Source organism: Halobacillus sp. B23F22_1 (assembly GCF_043497005.1).
In the GTDB taxonomy this organism is placed as follows: Bacteria; Bacillota; Bacilli; order Bacillales; family Halobacillaceae; genus Halobacillus_A.
This window is the reverse complement of record NZ_JBIEKE010000002.1, coordinates 367,780-386,639: the sequence shown is the minus strand read 5'-3', so window position 1 is coordinate 386,639 and position 18,860 is coordinate 367,780. Positions and strand designations below refer to the sequence as shown.

The 18,860-nt window shown below is 38.2% G+C and carries 18 protein-coding genes; 2 read left to right on the top strand and 16 right to left on the bottom strand.

The genetic code is table 11. The annotated features are described in order from the left end of the window. Positions 1 to 43 precede the first annotated feature (43 nt). The 8 genes from ACGTNH_RS09720 to ACGTNH_RS09685 all read right to left on the bottom strand — a co-directional run bounded on the left by ACGTNH_RS09720 (position 44) and on the right by ACGTNH_RS09685 (position 8,495). Complete coding sequence (locus ACGTNH_RS09720; protein WP_394586514.1) at positions 44 to 1,027, bottom strand: DUF4003 family protein; 984 nt, start codon at positions 1,025 to 1,027, stop codon at positions 44 to 46. A 164-nt stretch (positions 1,028 to 1,191) separates the two neighbouring features. Continuing rightward, positions 1,192 to 2,676 (bottom strand): flotillin family protein, encoded by a 1,485-nt coding sequence (locus ACGTNH_RS09715; RefSeq protein ID WP_394586513.1) that lies wholly within the window; start codon positions 2,674 to 2,676, stop codon positions 1,192 to 1,194. Positions 2,677 to 2,811: 135 nt separating this feature from the next. Then, entirely contained in the window at positions 2,812 to 4,074 is a 1,263-nt protein-coding gene (locus ACGTNH_RS09710) for a PucR family transcriptional regulator (protein WP_394586512.1), read from the bottom strand. 123 nt (positions 4,075 to 4,197) lie between these two features. Further along, positions 4,198 to 5,745, bottom strand: coding sequence for an L-glutamate gamma-semialdehyde dehydrogenase (pruA, locus tag ACGTNH_RS09705; RefSeq protein WP_394586511.1), 1,548 nt, complete (start codon positions 5,743 to 5,745; stop codon positions 4,198 to 4,200). A 28-nt stretch (positions 5,746 to 5,773) separates the two neighbouring features. Further along, positions 5,774 to 6,691 carry a proline dehydrogenase family protein gene (locus tag ACGTNH_RS09700; protein ID WP_394586510.1) on the bottom strand — a complete coding sequence of 306 codons (918 nt, stop codon included), beginning with the start codon at positions 6,689 to 6,691 and terminating at the stop codon, positions 5,774 to 5,776. A 432-nt stretch (positions 6,692 to 7,123) separates the two neighbouring features. Then, positions 7,124 to 7,432 carry a MerR family transcriptional regulator gene (locus tag ACGTNH_RS09695; RefSeq protein ID WP_394586509.1) on the bottom strand — a complete coding sequence of 103 codons (309 nt, stop codon included), beginning with the start codon at positions 7,430 to 7,432 and terminating at the stop codon, positions 7,124 to 7,126. A 24-nt stretch (positions 7,433 to 7,456) separates the two neighbouring features. Continuing rightward, a complete protein-coding gene (locus ACGTNH_RS09690; RefSeq protein WP_394586508.1) occupies positions 7,457 to 7,684 on the bottom strand; it encodes a hypothetical protein in 228 nt (75 codons plus the stop codon). 253 nt (positions 7,685 to 7,937) lie between these two features. Further along, positions 7,938 to 8,495: a beta-class carbonic anhydrase gene (locus tag ACGTNH_RS09685; RefSeq protein WP_394586507.1), complete on the bottom strand. Its 558-nt coding sequence runs from the start codon at positions 8,493 to 8,495 to the stop codon at positions 7,938 to 7,940. 259 nt (positions 8,496 to 8,754) lie between these two features. On the opposite strand from ACGTNH_RS09685, the gene ACGTNH_RS09680 reads away from it, so the two are divergent. Then, the gene (locus tag ACGTNH_RS09680) at positions 8,755 to 9,771 is read left to right on the top strand and encodes a S8 family peptidase (RefSeq protein ID WP_394586506.1); all 1,017 of its coding nucleotides are present in this window, start codon (positions 8,755 to 8,757) and stop codon (positions 9,769 to 9,771) included. A 39-nt stretch (positions 9,772 to 9,810) separates the two neighbouring features. On the opposite strand, the gene ACGTNH_RS09675 is transcribed toward ACGTNH_RS09680, so the two are convergent. The 5 genes from ACGTNH_RS09675 to ACGTNH_RS09655 form a co-directional block, all read right to left on the bottom strand. Beyond that, entirely contained in the window at positions 9,811 to 11,055 is a 1,245-nt protein-coding gene (locus tag ACGTNH_RS09675; RefSeq protein ID WP_394586505.1) for a DNA polymerase IV, read from the bottom strand. An 82-nt stretch (positions 11,056 to 11,137) separates the two neighbouring features. After that, positions 11,138 to 12,259 carry a M20/M25/M40 family metallo-hydrolase gene (locus ACGTNH_RS09670; RefSeq protein ID WP_394587686.1) on the bottom strand — a complete coding sequence of 374 codons (1,122 nt, stop codon included), beginning with the start codon at positions 12,257 to 12,259 and terminating at the stop codon, positions 11,138 to 11,140. Between the two features lie 76 nt (positions 12,260 to 12,335). Next, positions 12,336 to 13,883 carry an acyl-CoA carboxylase subunit beta gene (locus ACGTNH_RS09665; protein ID WP_394586504.1) on the bottom strand — a complete coding sequence of 516 codons (1,548 nt, stop codon included), beginning with the start codon at positions 13,881 to 13,883 and terminating at the stop codon, positions 12,336 to 12,338. Between the two features lie 5 nt (positions 13,884 to 13,888). Then, the gene (gene mce / locus ACGTNH_RS09660; protein ID WP_394587685.1) at positions 13,889 to 14,701 is read right to left on the bottom strand and encodes a methylmalonyl-CoA epimerase; all 813 of its coding nucleotides are present in this window, start codon (positions 14,699 to 14,701) and stop codon (positions 13,889 to 13,891) included. A gap of 16 nt (positions 14,702 to 14,717) precedes the next feature. Beyond that, positions 14,718 to 16,376, bottom strand: a complete 1,659-nt coding sequence (locus ACGTNH_RS09655; protein ID WP_394586503.1) for an acyl-CoA mutase large subunit family protein — start codon at positions 16,374 to 16,376, stop codon at positions 14,718 to 14,720. Positions 16,377 to 16,549: 173 nt separating this feature from the next. Between ACGTNH_RS09655 and prli42 the strand changes: the two genes are divergently transcribed. Next, a complete protein-coding gene (gene prli42, locus ACGTNH_RS09650; RefSeq protein WP_229734807.1) occupies positions 16,550 to 16,681 on the top strand; it encodes a stressosome-associated protein Prli42 in 132 nt (43 codons plus the stop codon). 75 nt (positions 16,682 to 16,756) lie between these two features. Here the strand turns inward: prli42 and ACGTNH_RS09645 are convergent, their stop codons facing one another. From ACGTNH_RS09645 to ACGTNH_RS09635, 3 genes are all read right to left on the bottom strand, one after another. Then, on the bottom strand, positions 16,757 to 17,263 hold the full coding sequence (locus ACGTNH_RS09645; protein WP_394587684.1) for a L,D-transpeptidase: 507 nt from the start codon (positions 17,261 to 17,263) through the stop codon (positions 16,757 to 16,759). A gap of 51 nt (positions 17,264 to 17,314) precedes the next feature. After that, entirely contained in the window at positions 17,315 to 18,265 is a 951-nt protein-coding gene (locus ACGTNH_RS09640) for an aromatic acid exporter family protein (RefSeq protein WP_394586501.1), read from the bottom strand. An 84-nt stretch (positions 18,266 to 18,349) separates the two neighbouring features. Then, positions 18,350 to 18,781, bottom strand: coding sequence for a BrxA/BrxB family bacilliredoxin (locus ACGTNH_RS09635; protein WP_394586500.1), 432 nt, complete (start codon positions 18,779 to 18,781; stop codon positions 18,350 to 18,352). Positions 18,782 to 18,860 lie beyond the last annotated feature (79 nt).

Here is an 18,860-nt window from a genome sequence, read left to right as displayed (position 1 = left end):
GAAGGTTTCTCCACAAGCTGAAAGCATTCTTTTGGCTGTTTGTTTAGTTGTTAGTACTATTTGAAGCAGCTACTGCTCCTACCATTCCTGCCATGATGGCAGCCTGCTGTGCTTGCATAATTGATTCTATGGTCGCAAATAACCCTGTCGCTGCAATACTAGAGTCTTTCAATCGATGACTAATCGACAAATTAACTGCCATTTTAAAATTTATGTCCTGATTCCATTTGAAATGTTTTGAATGATCAAGATCTTTTTTAACAGCTATAATAGTTTCTAACTCTTTTGTTCCTTCTTTGAAGAGGGAAAGTAAACTAATTTCAGGGTAATAAAGAGTTTTAGGTTTAATAGAAAGATGTTTCATTTGCTCATAAACATGAACAGCCCTTTCTATTAAATGATCTTTTTCAGGTTCTTTATCCAAAGATAAGATATGACTTAAGAATTGTAGATCATTTCCTTTATGGAAACCGTTACGACTCAGTTTTTTATAAAAATATTCCACCCTTTGAACGACTTCTTTTTCTTCTCCGTCAGTTTCAGATAGAAGAAAAGCCAACGGATAATCTTCTTTTGCCGTCAGAAAAGGGTGTTTATTCTTCATCTCTTTATAAATAGTAAGCGCTCGACTCATTTGTTTATCTTCTGCATGTAATTGTTCATTCGTTAGAATAGTGAGAGCTGCAATATATGTGAAATTTCCTTTTTTAAAACCGTGAACAACAAGCTTATCGTATACATGAAGCAGCTCTTCATACTTCCTTTTTACGTCCTCCCCATGTACATCTAATAGAGCAGCAGCTGTGAAGCGTAAATCTGAATTCAAAGGTGAAAAAATTCCTGCTTCTTTTTTTATGTATTCGCACAGTTCCTTATATTGACGAATGGAAAAGGTATGGTCATGCGTCACATATATAGAAGCTGCAAGCATAAGAACTTTTTTATCTGTCCACTTAAACGTCTCTGCTAGTTTAAAAAAGATTTGTTTATATTCTCTAATATTTGGCCCCAATTTATCTGTTTCCATTTAGATCACGCCTTTCTTGAATTTTACTTTAGTTACGTCCTCTCTTACAAAAGTTTCAATTACTTTTAAATCAATGCCTTCAAGCACCAAAGTAGGGTCATTTATAAAAAGCATGTAGTCTTTCTATTAGACTACATGCTTTTTAATTTAAACATTTTTACTTTTTATGATTTGTTTTCTGTTTCATTCTCATTTTCATCCTTTAGGGGCTCTTCTTCCTTGGTTGATGAAACTTCTTCGAACGCTTTATTAATTTCAGAATCAAAGTTATTTACATGACCTCTAGACACGTAGCTTTCAAGCATTGCTTTTAAATCCATACCTGTTGTTTCTTTCAAAGATTCCTGGATCCCAAGCATCGTAGACGTTACACTATTTGCTACTTTTGCTGAGCCGCCTTGAGAATTCGATCCTCCCATATCTATAACTCTCATGTCTTTAATTTGTGACAGCGGTGCTGAAACCTTTTCTGCGTAGTCTGGTAACACCCCTATCAACATTTCCATAATCGCAGCTTCACCATAATGTTCCATCGCTTTGGCCATACGTTCTTTCGATTCTGCCTCTGCAATACCACGCTGACGAATCACTTCGGCTTCTGATTCACCTTTAATTCGCTCGGTATCTGCTTCGGCTTCCGCTCGTTTGGTAACTTCATAAGCTTCTGCATCGGCGATAGAGCGTCTACGTTTGTTTTCTTCCTCCTCCAGCTCAACGGCTCGCTGTTTCTCTATGTATTTTACCTTCAGCTCTTCTTCTTTAATTTGCTGAGCAAGTTTTTGACGTTCAAGTTCGCCTGCTTGATCTGCTTTGGCTTTTGCACGATTTGTTTCTTTTTGAAATTCAGCTTCTTTAATTTCTTTTTCATTTGTAGATTCTGCTACCGCAGTGAGTCGGCGGTTTTCTTCATCTTTTGCTTCTTGATCATTTTTCGCATGATAAATTCGGGTTTCTTTTGTAGCGTCAGATTCCGCCATATTTGCTTTTTTCTGCACTTCCGCAATATGAGGGCGACCTAACGCGTCTATATAGCCATTCTCCTGGTCAACATCTTCTACATCATTTAATGCAAAAGATGTAATTTCAAAACCCATTCCTTTTAAATCCGATTCAGCAATTTTTTTTACCTGCGTATTTACTTCTTTAAAATCGTTATAAATTTTTTCTATTGGAAGTGAAGCAATAATGGAACGAAGGTGGCCATTCAAAACGTCTTTCAGTTCAGATTCTCTTTCATTCTGCTTCTTTCCTAAGAACTTCTCAGCAAAATTTGCCATTATTTCCAGTTCGCTCCCGATACTAATTACCGCCGTACTCGCTACGCGTACTGGAATACCTTCTTTGGTATATGCTTTTTCTGAGTTTACTTGCAGTTGGAAAGAAGTCAGGTCAATCGGTGTAGCCGTTTGGAACATACGTAAGCGATATCCTCCACCTCGTATAATTTTTACGGAACGACCATTATCATCTTCAAATACGTTTTTTTCTTTTTCTGGATCCCCCAACTTTGGCCCTGTTACAATTAAGGCTTCATTAGAGCTTGCTGTTTTGTAACGCAATCGAAAAATGACAAAGGTGATGATTCCCCCCACAAGAGCCACCACTCCTAAAATCATTAAAATAATTACGGATAAAGTACTTTCTAGCATCTTAAACCCTCCTACTTTTATGTTCCATTTCAAACTAATAAATGGTTACTCTATTACATAACGATGACAACCTTCCAAAAGTTTCACTATTTGTACTATAAAAACAAAAAAACCTTCCTCAAAGGTGAAGAAGATTTATAATGCTTCCATATAACGCTGATAATAAGCTTCCACGTTGTTAAGCAGAAGTAATTCGGTATATATATAACTCTTCATATTAAAATCATTAAAATCAATATTCGTCAGCTCTTGAATTTGTTTGATTCGATAATTAAGCGTGTTAGGATGTATATACAATTGAGTAGATGTTTGTTTCCCTTTACCGTTATTAGCAAGGTAAACTTCTAATGTACGTAATAGATTGGTTTGTTTTTCTGTGTCATTTTGAATCAATTTCAGCAGATCCTCGCTGTAATAATCCTCTGAACTATTTTTTTCATAAAGAGCCGCTAGATAACGATAAATTCCCAGTTTTGCAAATTCACGGGGCATTGACTCAGGTCGGGGCGTGATAAAGTTTGCTGTTTCAATAACTTCTAAAGCCTCTAGAAAGCTTTTTCTTAAATTGTATAGATTTGTATACTCTTTTCCTATACCTATCAGAAAATGATAAAACTCCTCTTCCCCCGTCTCATATTTAACATCATCTATTAATTTCCTGGCAATTTCGCGCGAAGAAAATTCCTCTGCTGTCGTTCCTAGAATTACGATAATGATCTGAAACTCTGTTTTCAAATATTGCAGTTGTTTACGTGCTGGTGATTGTTGAATAACCTTTTCTAAATAATCAAGCATATATTTATGCTTCGGTGTGGTAATTGAAAAGACAACCACTGAAAAACGTTCAGGCAAAGGTAGTTTGGCCAAAGAGGCATCATGACGAATTTGACTTTCGCTGCCATACTCGTGATGAAGCAATTTCCAAATAAGCTCTTCCTTCCGTCCTTCTTTCGCATTAGCTTTAGCATATACATCGTAAATTAACTTTCCAATGTGAGGCGTAATCTCTTCTAAAAATGTAAGTTCATCATCCTGTAATAGTTGATCGGATTCTTGTACCCACACGTATCCCATCGTATGTCCAAGATGCTTAGCAGATATAACAATTCGTTGATGAAAACCAAGTTCTTCAATCGGCTGCACTCTAATGGGGTCAGGCCGTTTTTCTAACCTTTGAACTATTCCTTCTTTTTTAAGACGATCAATAATGAAGATCGGGCATTTTTTGGAAAGGATCGTTTTTTGCTGCGTTTGATCAAACTCATCGAAAGAAGAGCTGTAAGAAATGAGTTCGAAGTTTTTATTTTCTATAATTACAGGTTTTTTTAAACGTGAACTAATAAGCTCTGTAGCTTTGTGCACATCGTCTACTTGAAAAATCAATTCTTTTACTTCCATAACAATCCATACCTTTCCAGGTCGTCATCTTGTGACTAGTTACTCATTATTATAGCGATTATTGATGGAAAGCAAAAGAAAAAAAGCTCTCCAGTTATGGAGAGCTTTTTTAAATCCTGTCATTTAGTACATTTCAGAGATGGTTTTAGCTTGCATATGAAGGGCAAGGTAATCTGGTCCACCAGCTTTAGAGTCTGTACCGGACATTTTAAATCCGCCAAATGGCTGGTAACCTACAATCGCACCCGTACAGTTCCGGTTAAAGTATAGGTTGCCAACATGGAAATCACGTTTCGCTTTTTCTAAGTGATCACGGTTGTCAGAAATTACAGCACCCGTTAAACCATACTCTGTGTTGTTGGCAATCTCAATGGCTTCATCAAAGTTCTTAGCTTTTGTAAAACATACAACCGGCCCAAAAATCTCTTCCTGCTGCATGCGGGAATTAGGTGCCAAATCAGCAAATACTGTTGGTTCAATAAAATATCCCTTAGAATTGTCGCCTTTTCCACCTGTAACCAGTCTACCCTCGTCTTTTCCAACCTCTATATAACTCATTACCTTATCATAGGCTCCCTGATCTACTACAGGCCCCATATAGACATTTTCTTCCGTCGCATTCCCAACGGTTAATTTTTCTGTTCTCTCTTTAACCATTTCAAGGAGCTCATCGTATACATCTTCATGCACCACTGCACGGGAACCTGAAGAGCACTTCTGACCAGAAAATCCAAAAGCAGATACAACAATCGCTTCAGCTGCAGTTTCAAGGTTAGATTTGCTATCAACTACTACGGTATCTTTTCCACCCATTTCAGCAATTACTTGCTTAATGTGAGTTTGCCCTTCTTTAACTTCTGCTGCTCGCTTAAGAATACGCGTTCCTACATCGCGGGAGCCAGTAAATGAGATTAAAGCAGTTTTTGGATGATCTACTAAATAATCTCCAACTTCTCCGCCGCTTCCAGGTACAAAGTTCAGGACACCTTTAGGCAGCCCGGCTTCTTCTAAGACTTCTACAAACTTAGCTGCAATAACCGGGCTATTACTGGCTGGTTTCATGACGACCGTACTACCAGTAACTAGAGGAGCGACCGTAGTACCAGCCATAATAGCAAACGCCAAATTCCAAGGTGGAATAACAACAGCAACCCCTGTAGAAGTGTAAATATAGCGGTTTTGTTCCCCTGGACGGCTTTCTATTGGCTTACCATCCTTAAGTTCAATCATCTGTCTGCCGTAGTATTCAAGAAAGTCAATCGCTTCGGCTGTATCAGCATCCGCCTCTTTCCATGGCTTACCTACTTCGTAAACGAGGTAGGCTGAAAATTCATGCTTTCGTCGGCGAATGATACTCGCTGCGCGGAATAGAACTTCAGCACGCGCACGCTCATCCCATTTTCTCCAATCTTCAAATGCAGTGTCCGCTGCCTGAATAGCTTTTTCTGCTATTTCTTGATTTGCTTTTGACACCGTGCCTACAACTTCTTTTGTATTAGCAGGATTAGTAGAAACGATTTCTTGATCGGTACGAATTCTTTCCCCATCAACTAAAAGATCATGTTTCTGACCAAGTTCTTGCTTAACTTGCTTGAGTGCCTCTTCAAATGCCTTTTTATTTTCCTCAATTGTAAAATCTGTAAACGGTTCATGCTTATAAGGTGTAACCATAATATTATTCCCCTTTCTATTTTTAAATTTATTTACTAAAAATTCCTTTTATAGCAAAAGTAACATTTGCCGGTCGTTCAGCAAGACGTCTCATAAAATAACCATACCAGTCTTCTCCATAAGGCAGATAGACACGTACAGTATACCCCTCTTCCATAAGCTGCTTTTGAGTTTCATTACGCATCCCATAAAGCATTTGAAATTCAAATTGATCTTTAGAGAGAGACATTTCTTGTTCAAGATGTTTCGTATAATTGATGATCGCATCATCATGACTGGCAATCGCAGTATAATGGCCATTCTTTAAATTTTTCTTTATTAAGTGTTTTAAATTAGAATCGACCATATCTTTGTCAACAAATGCTACTTTTCCAGATTCTTTGTAGGCGCCTTTCACAAGTCTTAAATACGGGTCGACCAAATGAAGCTCCTCAATATCCGAATCTGAACGATAAAGGTACGATTGAATTACTGTACCTAAATTTGAATAATCTTTTTTTAAGGATTTATAAATTTCTAAAGTGGACTCACACCTTGAAGAGTCTTCCATGTCAATTGTAACTGTTACATTACGTGCTTGCGCCTCTTTGAGAAGTTTTTTCATATTTTCGATGACTAATTGATGACTAATATCAAGTCCTAAAGAAGTAAGCTTCAAAGAGATTTCTGACTGCAGTTGATTTTCAGCAATCAACTGAACTGCTTCTACGCATTCTTCAGCGCGGTTTCGAGCCTCTGCTTCTGAAGTGACAAATTCACCTAAATGGTCAACCGTCACTTGCAATCCATCATGGTTAAGCTGTTCTATAATTGGTATTGCCTGACTAAATGTTTCGCCTCCTACAATCTTGTCAGCCCCAAATCTCGATCCAAATCGCTTCGCTAAACGATCCAAAACTTTGTTATTGGAAAGGTATAAGAAAAAATTCTTACTTATGGCTTCCAAGATCACCACACCCTTTCTATCATGCATTTAAAACCATGTGGAACATCGAAATAGATTTTTTAGTATTTGATCTATTAAGAAAATTATAACGATTAATGTCGGTTGCCGGCAACGTGGACATACCACAAACTTAAGCCTTTTCAATTGTGGTTTGTGCACAACTTGTGAAATGTCAAATAAAAACTCTGCTTTTTCTTTTTAAGAATATCTTTAAATGAATCGATAAATTTCTCCTTTCTTTACTTTCATGCTTACAGCAATAAGTGCTTTAAAAATTCAATACTTTAGGAAGTTATATTTTTATCTATTAATCAGCCTTTAATAGGATTGTAGTAACCACTAATAGACTATTGAATAAGTTAAAGAGCTTCTTTGTTAAAGTTCGTAACTCAATAAACGTATCAAAAAACCGCCAATATAACCAATGGCGGTTTACAATTTTTTCATATTAAATTGGGCATTGATCTGTCCTTGAATCAATTGGTCTCTTACTTCACGTTTTTTATTATCGTTTAATAATTCTTGTTTGATTTCATAGGTTTGGATACCTTCCTCCCGTTTATCTGCGATTTCCATTAATAATTCAATATCGGAGAAGGAATATTTTCTTGTTCCTCTCTCCGTTCGTTCAGGAAAAATTAGTCCCCGTGATTCATAATAACGAATCATTCGGCAAGTTAAACCTGTGATTTCATTCACAATTCCAATTGTAATGACTTTCTTATCTTTATAAGAAGACATAATTAACTCCTTTAACCAACAAAGTTATTTAACCGTCTGCCTGACGCGGTGATGACTCATAATAGTTTTAAGCTGGCTAACAGTTAGTGTACATTCATCCTTAGCTGAAGCATCTAACAAATTCGCTTCTATTAGTTTATTAATATAATACTGTTTCATTTCATAAACGGCATTCCTTAACTGATTAGGTTCTGAGACATCCATAATCCAATTATACTCATCGCTCGCCTTATAACTTTTAGGTTGATCCACTTCACTATTCCTCCCTTAATAATATCTTCTTTGTATACAGACTAGGATGAAAGAAAAAATGACACCAAAAACTAATGAGCTGCTTTGTTTTTCTGTTTCGTTAGTATAAGGATAAAGGAAAATTAATTGGTTGTCAGTAACTATGTAAGAAAACCTAACATAAGTTTCGTTAAAAAATAAATATAATGTAAGGAATATTAACATATATATACCAAAAAAACACAACTCAAAATTTGAGTTGTGTTTTTTCTTATTAATAACCGTCAATAACTTTATCTAGCTTGCCGGTTTCCGGATCAATAATGAGACCGTGAACTGGTATGCCTTCAGGCAGTAAAGGATGATTATTAACAGTGGAAACACTCTGTATGACACTATCTTCTACACTGCTAAAGCCTTGCAGGAACTGTTCTAACTCCACACCTGAATAATTTAGCGTATTTAATGTTTCTTTTTGAATACCTCTATCTTTCATTTTATTCATAATACCTTCCGATTCTAAGCTGGCCATACCACAATCGTAATGACCAACAATACAAACCTCTTCTGCACCTAGCTCATAAATCGCTACAAGAATACTTCTCATAATGCTGCCAAATGGATGAGAAACCACTGCACCAGCGGTTTTGACAATTTTTACGTCACCGTTTCTTACATTCATTGCTTTGGGAAGTAGTTCTACTAGTCTCGTATCCATACAAGAAACAATCACAAGCTTCTTGTTCGGAAGCTTACCTCGCTGGTACTTTTCATAGGCTTTACTATCCACAAACTGTTCGTTGTGAGTCAAAATTTCTTCAAGTAACTTCATTTTATCTACTCCTACTCTCTCATTATTTCTTTTATTCTATACTAGCGTTCTTTCAGCCTGTTGAAAAGTATTCTATCTTTAAAATCGCTGAAACTGCATCTATTTTCATAGAAAAATATAGGTCTTTCTCAACGTTTTACAAATATAAACAAGGGAACTTATACCATATGTACAATTTTGACCCTGAAGAGCTGCTGTTTACTCCTAGCAAAATTACAATATTGTACGTTGCTGTATAACTTATAAAGGAGGAAGTATGATGAGTAAAATTCATTTAATCCCTTATGAAATTGACGAAATTATCGAGGTATCCTCTGAAACACCTGAGGGTGTAAAAATGATTCAAGCTCCTGATGTATGGGAAAAATCCGAGCAAGGAAAAGGTAACATAATTGCTGTAGTAGATACGGGTTGTCAAATCGATCACCCTGATTTAAAGGATCGTATTGTAGGAGGAAGGAATTTCACAAGCGACGACAATGGGGATAAAGAAAACTATGATGATAATAATGGTCACGGAACCCATGTGGCCGGTACGATTGCTGCTTCTTCAGCCAATGAAGATGGTATCTACGGAGTGGCACCTGCGGCCAATATTTTAGTGGTCAAAGTGTTAAGCGAGGATGGAAGCGGTGACTATCAATGGATTATTGATGGAATACACTACGCCATCGACTGGGAAGGTGAGAATGGCGAAAAAGTAAGGGCAATCTCTATGTCCCTTGGCGGACCTACTGATGTACCTGAACTTTATGAAGCTGTCAAGAGAGCTGTCGATGAGGGAATACCTGTCGTTTGTGCAGCGGGAAATGAGGGAGACGATCGTCACGATACAGACGAGCTTGCTTTTCCAGGTTCGTATAATGAAGTCATTCAGGTTGGTGCAGTAAATTTCAATAAAGAAATCGCTCCATTCAGTAACACAAATGATGAAGTAGACCTTGTAGCGCCTGGCGTAAACATACTATCTACTTATTTAGACAGCAAATATGCCAAATTATCAGGCACCTCTATGGCTACTCCTCACGTTTCAGGTGCTTTAGCTTTAATAACAAAGATTGCTGAAGAACAATTCGATAGGCAGTTAACTGAGGCAGAACTTTACGCACAGCTGGTAAGACGTACAATACCGCTGGGTTATCCTAAATCTGCTGAAGGAAATGGTTTGCTCGCCCTCGCTATCTTAGATCAGTTCGAACAATTATTTACAGCCTTTACAACTCCCTATAATCTACCGAGCCAAAAAGAAACAGTCAGTACCTCAAGAAAACCCTAAAATCAGCAAGCCACCTGTGTCTTTTAAACAGGTGGCTTGCTATTTTTTATAATCATCTAAAAAATCTTTTTGAAAACTTGTAGTCACCTTTGCTTCCTGATTGTTTTTTAAAGAACGAAAGGTATCCTCTCCGTATTTCTCAGTTAAATTCTCCATGACTTTATACAATTTTTCTTTACTCGCATACTGCTCGAAACTAAATATGTCCAGCTGCTGTGTCACTTCAGATTTTTCAGCTAAGTCTTGAGCCGTAATCCCCAGCAGTCTCACAGGCGTTTGATTCCAGTGTTCATCAAATAACTGCATAGAAACTTGAAAGAGATCATCTCCCGTTTCTAAAAAATCCAATTGTTGTTTGCTCCGTGTTATCGTTTTTCGATCATGGTAACGAATCGTGATTTGAATATTTTTAGCAACGACGCCTTTATTTCTCATACGGGTTTCAACCTTGTTAGCCAGCTGCCTAAATATCCTTCTTACTTCAATATCATCCGTCGTGTCCTGTGCTAACGTCGTTGATGTACCTATACTTTTAAACTCATGAACTGCTTCTGGGTCTACGGGTCGTTCATCAATTCCATTTGCTCTATCCTGCAGTCTTTCACCATTTATTCCTAAAAGCTGTTTCAATTCAAAAGTTGAATGATGCGCCAAATCCCCAATAGTATAAATTTTTACTTTTTTTAATTTCTCAGCTGTCTTTTCTCCAACACCATACATTTCTTCAATGGGCAGAATCCATAACTGTTTTGATAAATCCCTTTTACGTAAGACGGTAATGCCCATAGGTTTCTTCATATCTGAGGCCATCTTAGCTAAAAATTTGTTAGGGGCAATCCCTATACTGCATGGAAGATCTAACTCTTCTTTAATTCTTGTTTGTATTTTGTCTGCAATTTTAAGTGGAGACCCTTGAGCTTCACAGCCAGTAATATCAAGGTACCCTTCATCAATAGAAACAGGCTGCACAAGATCAGTTACGTCAGCTAGTATTTTAAATATTTCTTTAGAAGCTGTTCGATATCGTTCAAACGTTGGACGCATAACAAGCAGATCAGGACACAAACGCTTTGCTTCCCCAACAGGCATTGTTGTTTTAACGCCAAATTTTCTTGCTTCATAACTGCTCGTAACTACGATCCCTCTCCGCTCTTCTGGATTCCCCGCAATGGCTAAAGGTTTCCCCTTTAACTCAGGGTTAAACGCCATTTCAACGGAAGCATAGAAACTGTTCATATCCACGTGAAAAATGACGCGGCCGCTTTTTGGATACCACTTCGACATAGTCATCCTTCCTTTTTTAGAACGGTTGTTCTCACATTATAACATAAAAACAGCCATGAATTTATCATGGCTGTTTTTTGTATTATTGTTGAGAAGCCTCCACAATAATTGAGGTAATAAATTCTGCAACTTTTTCGAGTTCAGCTACAGAGATGCGTTCATTGGTGGTATGAATTTCTTCATAACCTACAGCTAAGTTTACTGTAGGGACACCAAATCCAGCGATTATATTGGCATCGCTGCCTCCACCACTCGTTAAAAGCTCACTTTCACGGCCGATTTTAGCCGCGGCTGCTCGTGCCACCTCTACAACTTGATCACCTTCAGCGTGCTTAAAACCTGGATACATAACTTCTACATCAAGTTCAACTTCACCGCCCATTTCTTCAGCTGTTTCATTAAAAGCTTGTTTCATCTTTTCAACTTGCTTTTCCATTTTTTCGGGCACTAAAGAACGAGCTTCTGCTAAGATTTCAACGTAATCACAAACAATATTTGTCTGTTTTCCACCTTCAAACCTTCCAATGTTTGCCGTGGTTTCTTCATCAATCCGGCCAAGCGGCATTTTAGCTACAGCTTTAGAAGCAAGCGTGATAGCTGATACTCCTTTTTCAGGAGCTACACCAGCATGAGCGGTTTTTCCTTTTACTTTCGCTAAAATTTTAGCTTGAGTTGGAGCGGCTACAATGATGTTTCCAACCTGTCCGTCACTGTCTATCGCATAGCCATACTTGGCTTTTAAATGGGTGGTCTCTAGTGCTTTTGCTCCAACTAGACCACTTTCTTCACCCACTGTGATAACGAATTGAAGATCCCCGTGGTCGATGTTTTGTTCTTTAAGACTTTTAATCGCTTCTAGAATAGCAGCAATTCCAGCTTTATCATCTGCGCCAAGAATGGTTGTTCCATCTGTAATTACATACCCATTTTCTACAGAAGGTTTAATGTTATTGCCAGGTACTACTGTATCCATATGAGATGTAAAATAAATCATATCTGCCTTTTGATTAGAGCCCTGTAAATTACATATTAAATTTCCCGCACCATGACCAGTTTTCTCTTTCGCATCATCTTCTATGACCTCAAGTCCTAACTGGGTAAACTTTTCTTTTAAAACTTCAGCTATTTCAGCTTCCTGTGTTGTTTCAGAGTCAATTTTCACCAACTCTAAAAACTCATCTAATAATCTTTGTTTGTTAATCATTACCATACAACTAGAACCCCTTCCTATGTAAACGTACCACCCTCTGTACGTTAGCCGAACGATTATTTCATGTCAATTAAAGTGGTATATTTCCATGTTTTTTATATGGACGATCTTCTTGTTTATTTCTTAACATGTCCAAAGCTTTCATCAGAGTAAGACGTGTTTCTCGTGGGTCAATAACGTCATCGATCATCCCCAGCCCTGCAGCAACATAAGGGTTGGCAAACTTTTCCCGATATTCGTTGATTTTATTTTGCCTTGTTTCTTCTGGGGTTGAACTTTCTTGTATTTCCTTGGCAAAAATGATATTCGCTGCTCCCTCTGGCCCCATTACAGCTATTTCAGCGTTCGGCCAGGCGTAAACAAGGTCAGCTCCTATGGACTTACTGTTTAAGGCAACATAAGCACCTCCATACGCTTTTCTTGTTATCACGGTTAGTTTAGGAACTGTGGCTTCTGAATAAGCGTAAAGAATCTTTGCACCGTGGCGTATGATACCGCCGTGCTCCTGCTTAATACCTGGGAAAAAACCAGTTACATCCTCAAAAGTAATTAAAGGAATATTAAAAGAGTCGCAGAATCGAATAAATCGAGCTGCCTTGTCACTCGAATCAATATCTAGCCCCCCGGCCATATACTTTGGCTGATTACAAATAAGACCGACACTTTCACCTTTTAACCTTCCAAATCCTACCACAATATTCTTGGCAAAATCTGCATGTATTTCAAAAAAAGATCCCTCGTCTACAACCTCGTCTATAATAGTCCGAACATCATAAGGACGAATCGGATCAAAAGGAATCTTGTCTGTTAAGTCAGGTCGGTAATCATCTGATTCATCTACTTGAAACATAGCTGGCTTTTCTTTACTATTCTGTGGTAAATACTGAACTAACTGACGTACTGCGTCCAATGCTTCTGCTTCATTTTCTGCTTTTATATGTGCATTTCCACTAAGAGAATTATGGACGTCTGCACCGCCTAAATCCTCAGAGGATATTTTTTCTCCGGTAACTGTTTCAATAACTTTAGGACCCGTAATAAACATTTGTGAAGTTTTTTCCACCATAATCACGAAGTCTGTAATCGCTGGAGAGTATACAGCTCCTCCGGCACAAGGGCCCATGATGACACTAATTTGAGGTATGACACCTGAATATACAGAATTACGATAGAAAACTTGTCCGTATCCATCTAAAGAGGATACACCTTCTTGAATCCTGGCTCCACCTGAGTCATTTAATCCAATAAATGGCGTACCGTTTTTCACCGCCAGATCCATTACCGCAGCAATTTTTTTCGCGTGCATTTCCCCCAGGGCTCCACCAAATACGGTAAAATCCTGAGCAAATAAATAAATCGACTTTCCACCAATTTTTCCGTACCCAGTTACGACACCTTCTCCAGGAGCATCTTTTCCGTTCATTCCGAAATCGTCATGACGATGTTCTATAAATGGATTCAACTCCACAAAGGACCCCTCGTCTACTAAGTAATCGATTCGTTCTCTTGCTGTCCATTTGCCTTTTTCATGCTGCTTATCAATACGTTCGTCACCACCGCCTAATTGTACCTGCCGTCGCTTATCATAGAGTTCATTAATTTTATCGTAAATATCCATTTCAATCAGTCCTCCTGGTTGGGTTGACAGAGTTCATACATAACGCCATTTGCAGCTTTTGGATGCAGGAACGCAATTTGGCTTTGATGAGCCCCTTGTTTAGGATCATTATTAATTAATGCAACCCCCTCATCTTTATATTGTTGCAATCTATGGGAAATATCATCCACTTCTAATGCAATGTGGTGAATTCCTTCTCCTTTTTTTGAAATAAATTGATAAATGGGAGAATCATCGCTGGTAGGCTCTAGTAATTCAATTCTTGTATCCCCTATAGGTAAAAAAGCCACTCGTACCTTTTCTGAACTAACTTCTTCTACCGCTTCTAATGATAGACCTAGTGTATTTTGGTAAAAAGGCAGAGCCATCTCTAAACTTTCCACAGCTATTCCTATATGAGCAATTTTCTTAGGTGGTCCTACCGTTTCATGATTCATTAGCTGTTTAATATAAACAGCTATCGCATTCGTAGGTGCTCCGCTAGTAAAGATCTTAGTGACACCTTTTTCCTCAAGAAATGGAATATCTTCTGCTGGAATTACTCCCCCTCCTATTACCGGGATATCTGCTGCCTGCTCATTTGCCAAAGCTTCCACTACTTTAGGAAATAAAGATTTATGAGCTCCTGATAAAGAAGAGAGACCCACTACATCAACGTCTTCCTGTACAGCTGCTCTTGCAATCTGCACGGGTGACTGCCTTAACCCAGTATAAATTACTTCCATCCCATGGTCTCTTAAAGCCTGTGCAATGATTAAAGCTCCACGATCATGGCCATCTAAACCTGGCTTAGCGATTAATACACGAATAGGTTTCATCATTTTGTCATCCTTCCTACATTGCCGTATATTCTCCAAATTCCTCTCTGAGAACGTTTGCAATCTCTCCTACAGTGGCATAAGCTTTCACTGATTCAACGATATGAGGCATTACGTTTTCGTTCGTACTTGCGGCTTTTCTTAGCAATTCTAGACATTCTTTTACTCTTTGTTGCTCTCTTGTCTCTCGTACTTGCTGCGTTCGCTCGATTTGATTTTCCTCTAATTTTTCATCTACTTTTAATAAATCGGGATTGATTTCTTCTTCCACTTTATACTCATTTAACCCCACGATGATATCTTCTTTCGATTCAATTCTTTTTTGAGCGTCATAAGCAGCTTGATGAATCTCACGCTGCATATACCCTTCTTCCACAGCTTTAACCGCTCCGCCTATGTCAGAGATACGAGTCAAATACTCATTTACTTGTTTTTCAATTTCATCTGTCAGTGCTTCTACATAATAGGATCCGGCAAGAGGGTCAATGGTATCAGCCACACCACTTTCCTGTGCTATAATCTGCTGTGTTCTAAGAGCAATTCTGGCTGAGTCTTCAGTTGGAAGAGCGAGTGCTTCATCCTTAGAATTCGTGTGCAAACTTTGGGTTCCACCCATTACTGCTGCTAAAGCTTGAAGAGTGACCCTGACGATATTATTATCTGGCTGCTGAGCTGTTAATGTACTACCGCCCGTTTGAGTATGAAATCTCATCTTCCAGCTTTTAGGATCTGAAGCTTGGTAATGCTCCTTCATAATCTTAGCCCATATTCTTCTAGCTGCACGGTATTTTGCTGCTTCTTCAAAAAATTGATTATGAGCATTGAAGAAAAAAGCTAACCGCGGGGCAAACTGATCCACTTTTAAACCAGCTTCAATTGCGGCATCTACATATGCAATACCATTTGCAATTGTAAAAGCTACTTCTTGGACAGCCGTTGAACCAGCTTCTCTAATGTGATAACCAGAAATGCTAATGGTATTAAACTTCGGTAAGTTCTCCTGGCAATAAGCAAAAATATCAGTGATTAATCTCATCGACTGATTAGGAGGATAGATATATGTACCTCTTGCAATATATTCTTTAAGAATGTCATTTTGGATGGTGCCTGTTAATTCCTCCGCTTTTACCCCCTGTTTTTCACCTACAGCAATATACATAGCCAGCAGTATAGAGGCGGGAGCATTTATTGTCATCGAAGTACTCACTTTATTTAAAGGAATTTGATCGAAAAGAACTTCCATATCCTTAAGTGAATCAATCGCTACTCCCACTTTCCCTACTTCACCTTCGGCCATCGGGTCATCAGAGTCGTACCCGATTTGAGTAGGTAAGTCAAATGCAACAGAAAGCCCGGTTTGCCCTTGGGCAAGTAAATATCGAAATCTTTTATTCGTTTCACTAGCGGACCCGAATCCTGCATACTGTCTCATCGTCCAGTATCGACTGCGATACATGGTAGGCTGTATTCCCCGGGTATAGGGATACTGCCCTGGAAACCCTAATTCTTTTTCGTAGGAGAGTTTTTCTTCTTGAGTTGGTGTATACAACGCATCAATTTTAATATCAGAACTCGTTACAAATTGCTTCTTTCGTTGCGGGAAACGTTGGCTTGCTTTTTGAACATCTGCTTCCCACTTCTCTTTTCCTTGTTGAAAATCTGTTGAATTCCCCATGTGTTGACCCCCTCTAGTAATCTTTCTATAGTAAGCATACCAGAAATAAAGCGCTTACGTTTCAAAAAATTAGTAGAATTCATAATACTATTTTAATTCATTTCTCTCCCTTGTCCAATTCTTTGATATCATTTAAAATGTTTGTAGTAGGAAATGAAGGAGGTTACTAAACCTTGGCTAATCAAAATGAACCAGCAAAAAAGAAAAAGTCTAAACGAGAGAAACGTATGAAGTTCATTATCTACCTAATGATCCTTTCTATGTTCCTATCTTCTCTTCTCGCTGGCGCTTCTTTCTTTTTATAATACGAAGCTAAATGAGGGAGTCTATTTTCAATAGACTCCTTTTCTTTACATAAAAAAGCCGAGCATCCGCTCGGCTTAGTCTCCTAATAATTCCTTTAACTGTTCTTTCTCCCAATTCTCATAAACCTTCTCAAATTCTACAGTTTCAGAAGTAATGACAATATCTGTTTCTTCTTCCACTAAAGAATAAAGCTTTTCAACTTTTTCATTTTCCATTCGTATACACCCTGCCGACACGGCATCTCCAATTGAATCAGGATCATTAGTGCCATGAACGCCATAGATCCTTCCATCGGTTCCTTTTGCGTCAAACCCAATCCACCGGCTTCCTAAGGGGTTTTTCGGATCTCCACCAGGAATATCTTTCTTCCTATAATAAGGATCAATAGCTTTTACTTTAAATGTAAATTCACCCTCAGGCGTCAATTCCTTTGTTTTTCCTGTCGCTACTTCTGATTGAAAGACCGGCTCCCCATATTGATAAGCCACTAGTTCATTAGAAGATTTATTTACAATCACTAATGTATCATCAGTTACAGCAGGAGGGAGAAATAACGCAGCTATGAAATAAAACATATGCATGAAAGGCATCTCTGTCATCCTTTTTTCAAAGTATGCCTCATTCAATTGAGCTTATACATCACTTTTCTTAAATGAGCGTTTAAATATTAAGTATTGTTCAATTTCATTTAATAAGTGAAAAAGACTCGCTCTTTTTTCAAACTCTTCCCGCGTAGCAGGCAGATCATCATTACGGAACTCATCTTTCATTTCTTTTAGCTTTTGCAAGTATATGACGGCTGTATTTCCTGGATGAATGGCTTCTGATAAATCTTCAAAGAAATCCGCAATTACATGAGCATGCTTATTATCACCCCAAATTCGGGTAACGAGCGGGAGTATACGCTCCAGAATTTCGAATTGTTTTGTTCTCATATGAAAATAATGGTAATACTTATTGTGCGTCCTTAATAAATGGTTTTCCACATCACGGAAAGATAGCGATTTAGCTTCCTCAAGAAGCGAAGCTGTTTCTGTAAGTTCTTTACCAATCCACACTTCATTGCCGTCTCGTAAATAACGAGCAATTTCTTTAAGGATTGTTGAAAAGTTATCTTCTACCTTAAATTGATAATCCTCCAGTTTCCCTTCCAAGCTGGGCATGTATAAATTAAGCAGCAAGGCAGTTCCAATACCTACAATTATTAATAAGAATTCATTTATAATAATGTTCCATCCGATGGGTTCAGCCACGAAAAGGTGAAGGATAATAACAGAACTGGTCACAATTCCTGGAGTGATTTTGAGCCAGACTGTTGTAGGAATGAAAACGAATAACATAAGTCCTATGGCAAGAGGGTTATAACCAATTAACTCGAAAAAAATAAAGGAAAAAACGATAGCAATCATACAGGCAGCAAACCGATGCCACGCGGATAACATCGATCGTTTCCTTGTAATTTGTATACACAAAATTGTCAGAATACCTGCCGAAGCAAAATTCTCTAAGTTCAATAAAGTAGCAATCCATATCGCAAATGGTGTGCCTACAGCTGTTTTTATCGTACGATACCCAATCTTCAACGGTAATTCCACCTCAAATTAACCAATTCTACACAAAAGAGGACCTTTGCATAACAAAGATCCTCAATTTCTACTAGTTTTTGCTTACACTTCCTCACAATATTCCTCAAATTGATGCTGTAGTTTCGCGATGACTTCCATTGGCTCAAAGCCCTCAATGTCGTGGCGTTCAACCATCGCGTGGATTTTACCATTTTTCAGCAAGGCAAAAGATGGAGAGGATGGAGGAAATCCTTCAAAATATTCACGTGCTCTTTCTGTTGCTTCACGATCCTGTCCTGCAAATACCGTTACAAGCTGATCCGGACGCTTATCATAATGAATAGCGTGAGAAGCAGCTGGACGAGCTATACCGCCTGCACACCCGCACACTGAGTTAACCATCACTAAAGTAGTACCTTCTTTATTTAATGCTTCATCAACTTCTTCTTTAGTTGTTAATTCTGTATACCCTGCCTGCGTAATTTCTTCACGTGCTTTTGTAACGACGTCATTCATAAAAATATTGAAATCCATATCATTCGGCCCCTTTTCTATAAGTGCTATCAATAGTTTATCAATATTTATACAGCCTTTCAATTCTAAGAAACCAATA

Excerpts from the sequence above, each read along its gene's own strand:
- ACGTNH_RS09720 (WP_394586514.1), bottom strand. The coding sequence starts at position 1,027 with ATGGAAACAGATAAATTGGGGCCAAATATTAGAGAATATAAACAAATC.
- ACGTNH_RS09715 (WP_394586513.1), bottom strand. The coding sequence starts at position 2,676 with ATGCTAGAAAGTACTTTATCCGTAATTATTTTAATGATTTTAGGAGTG.
- ACGTNH_RS09710 (WP_394586512.1), bottom strand. The coding sequence starts at position 4,074 with ATGGAAGTAAAAGAATTGATTTTTCAAGTAGACGATGTGCACAAAGCT.
- pruA (WP_394586511.1), bottom strand. The coding sequence starts at position 5,745 with ATGGTTACACCTTATAAGCATGAACCGTTTACAGATTTTACAATTGAG.
- ACGTNH_RS09695 (WP_394586509.1), bottom strand. The coding sequence starts at position 7,432 with ATGTCTTCTTATAAAGATAAGAAAGTCATTACAATTGGAATTGTGAAT.
- ACGTNH_RS09685 (WP_394586507.1), bottom strand. The coding sequence starts at position 8,495 with ATGAAGTTACTTGAAGAAATTTTGACTCACAACGAACAGTTTGTGGAT.
- ACGTNH_RS09680 (WP_394586506.1), top strand. The coding sequence starts at position 8,755 with ATGAGTAAAATTCATTTAATCCCTTATGAAATTGACGAAATTATCGAG.
- ACGTNH_RS09675 (WP_394586505.1), bottom strand. The coding sequence starts at position 11,055 with ATGTCGAAGTGGTATCCAAAAAGCGGCCGCGTCATTTTTCACGTGGAT.
- ACGTNH_RS09670 (WP_394587686.1), bottom strand. The coding sequence starts at position 12,259 with ATGATTAACAAACAAAGATTATTAGATGAGTTTTTAGAGTTGGTGAAA.
- ACGTNH_RS09665 (WP_394586504.1), bottom strand. The coding sequence starts at position 13,883 with ATGGATATTTACGATAAAATTAATGAACTCTATGATAAGCGACGGCAG.
- mce (WP_394587685.1), bottom strand. The coding sequence starts at position 14,701 with ATGAAACCTATTCGTGTATTAATCGCTAAGCCAGGTTTAGATGGCCAT.
- ACGTNH_RS09655 (WP_394586503.1), bottom strand. The coding sequence starts at position 16,376 with ATGGGGAATTCAACAGATTTTCAACAAGGAAAAGAGAAGTGGGAAGCA.
- ACGTNH_RS09645 (WP_394587684.1), bottom strand. The coding sequence starts at position 17,263 with ATGCATATGTTTTATTTCATAGCTGCGTTATTTCTCCCTCCTGCTGTA.
- ACGTNH_RS09635 (WP_394586500.1), bottom strand. The coding sequence starts at position 18,781 with ATGGATTTCAATATTTTTATGAATGACGTCGTTACAAAAGCACGTGAA.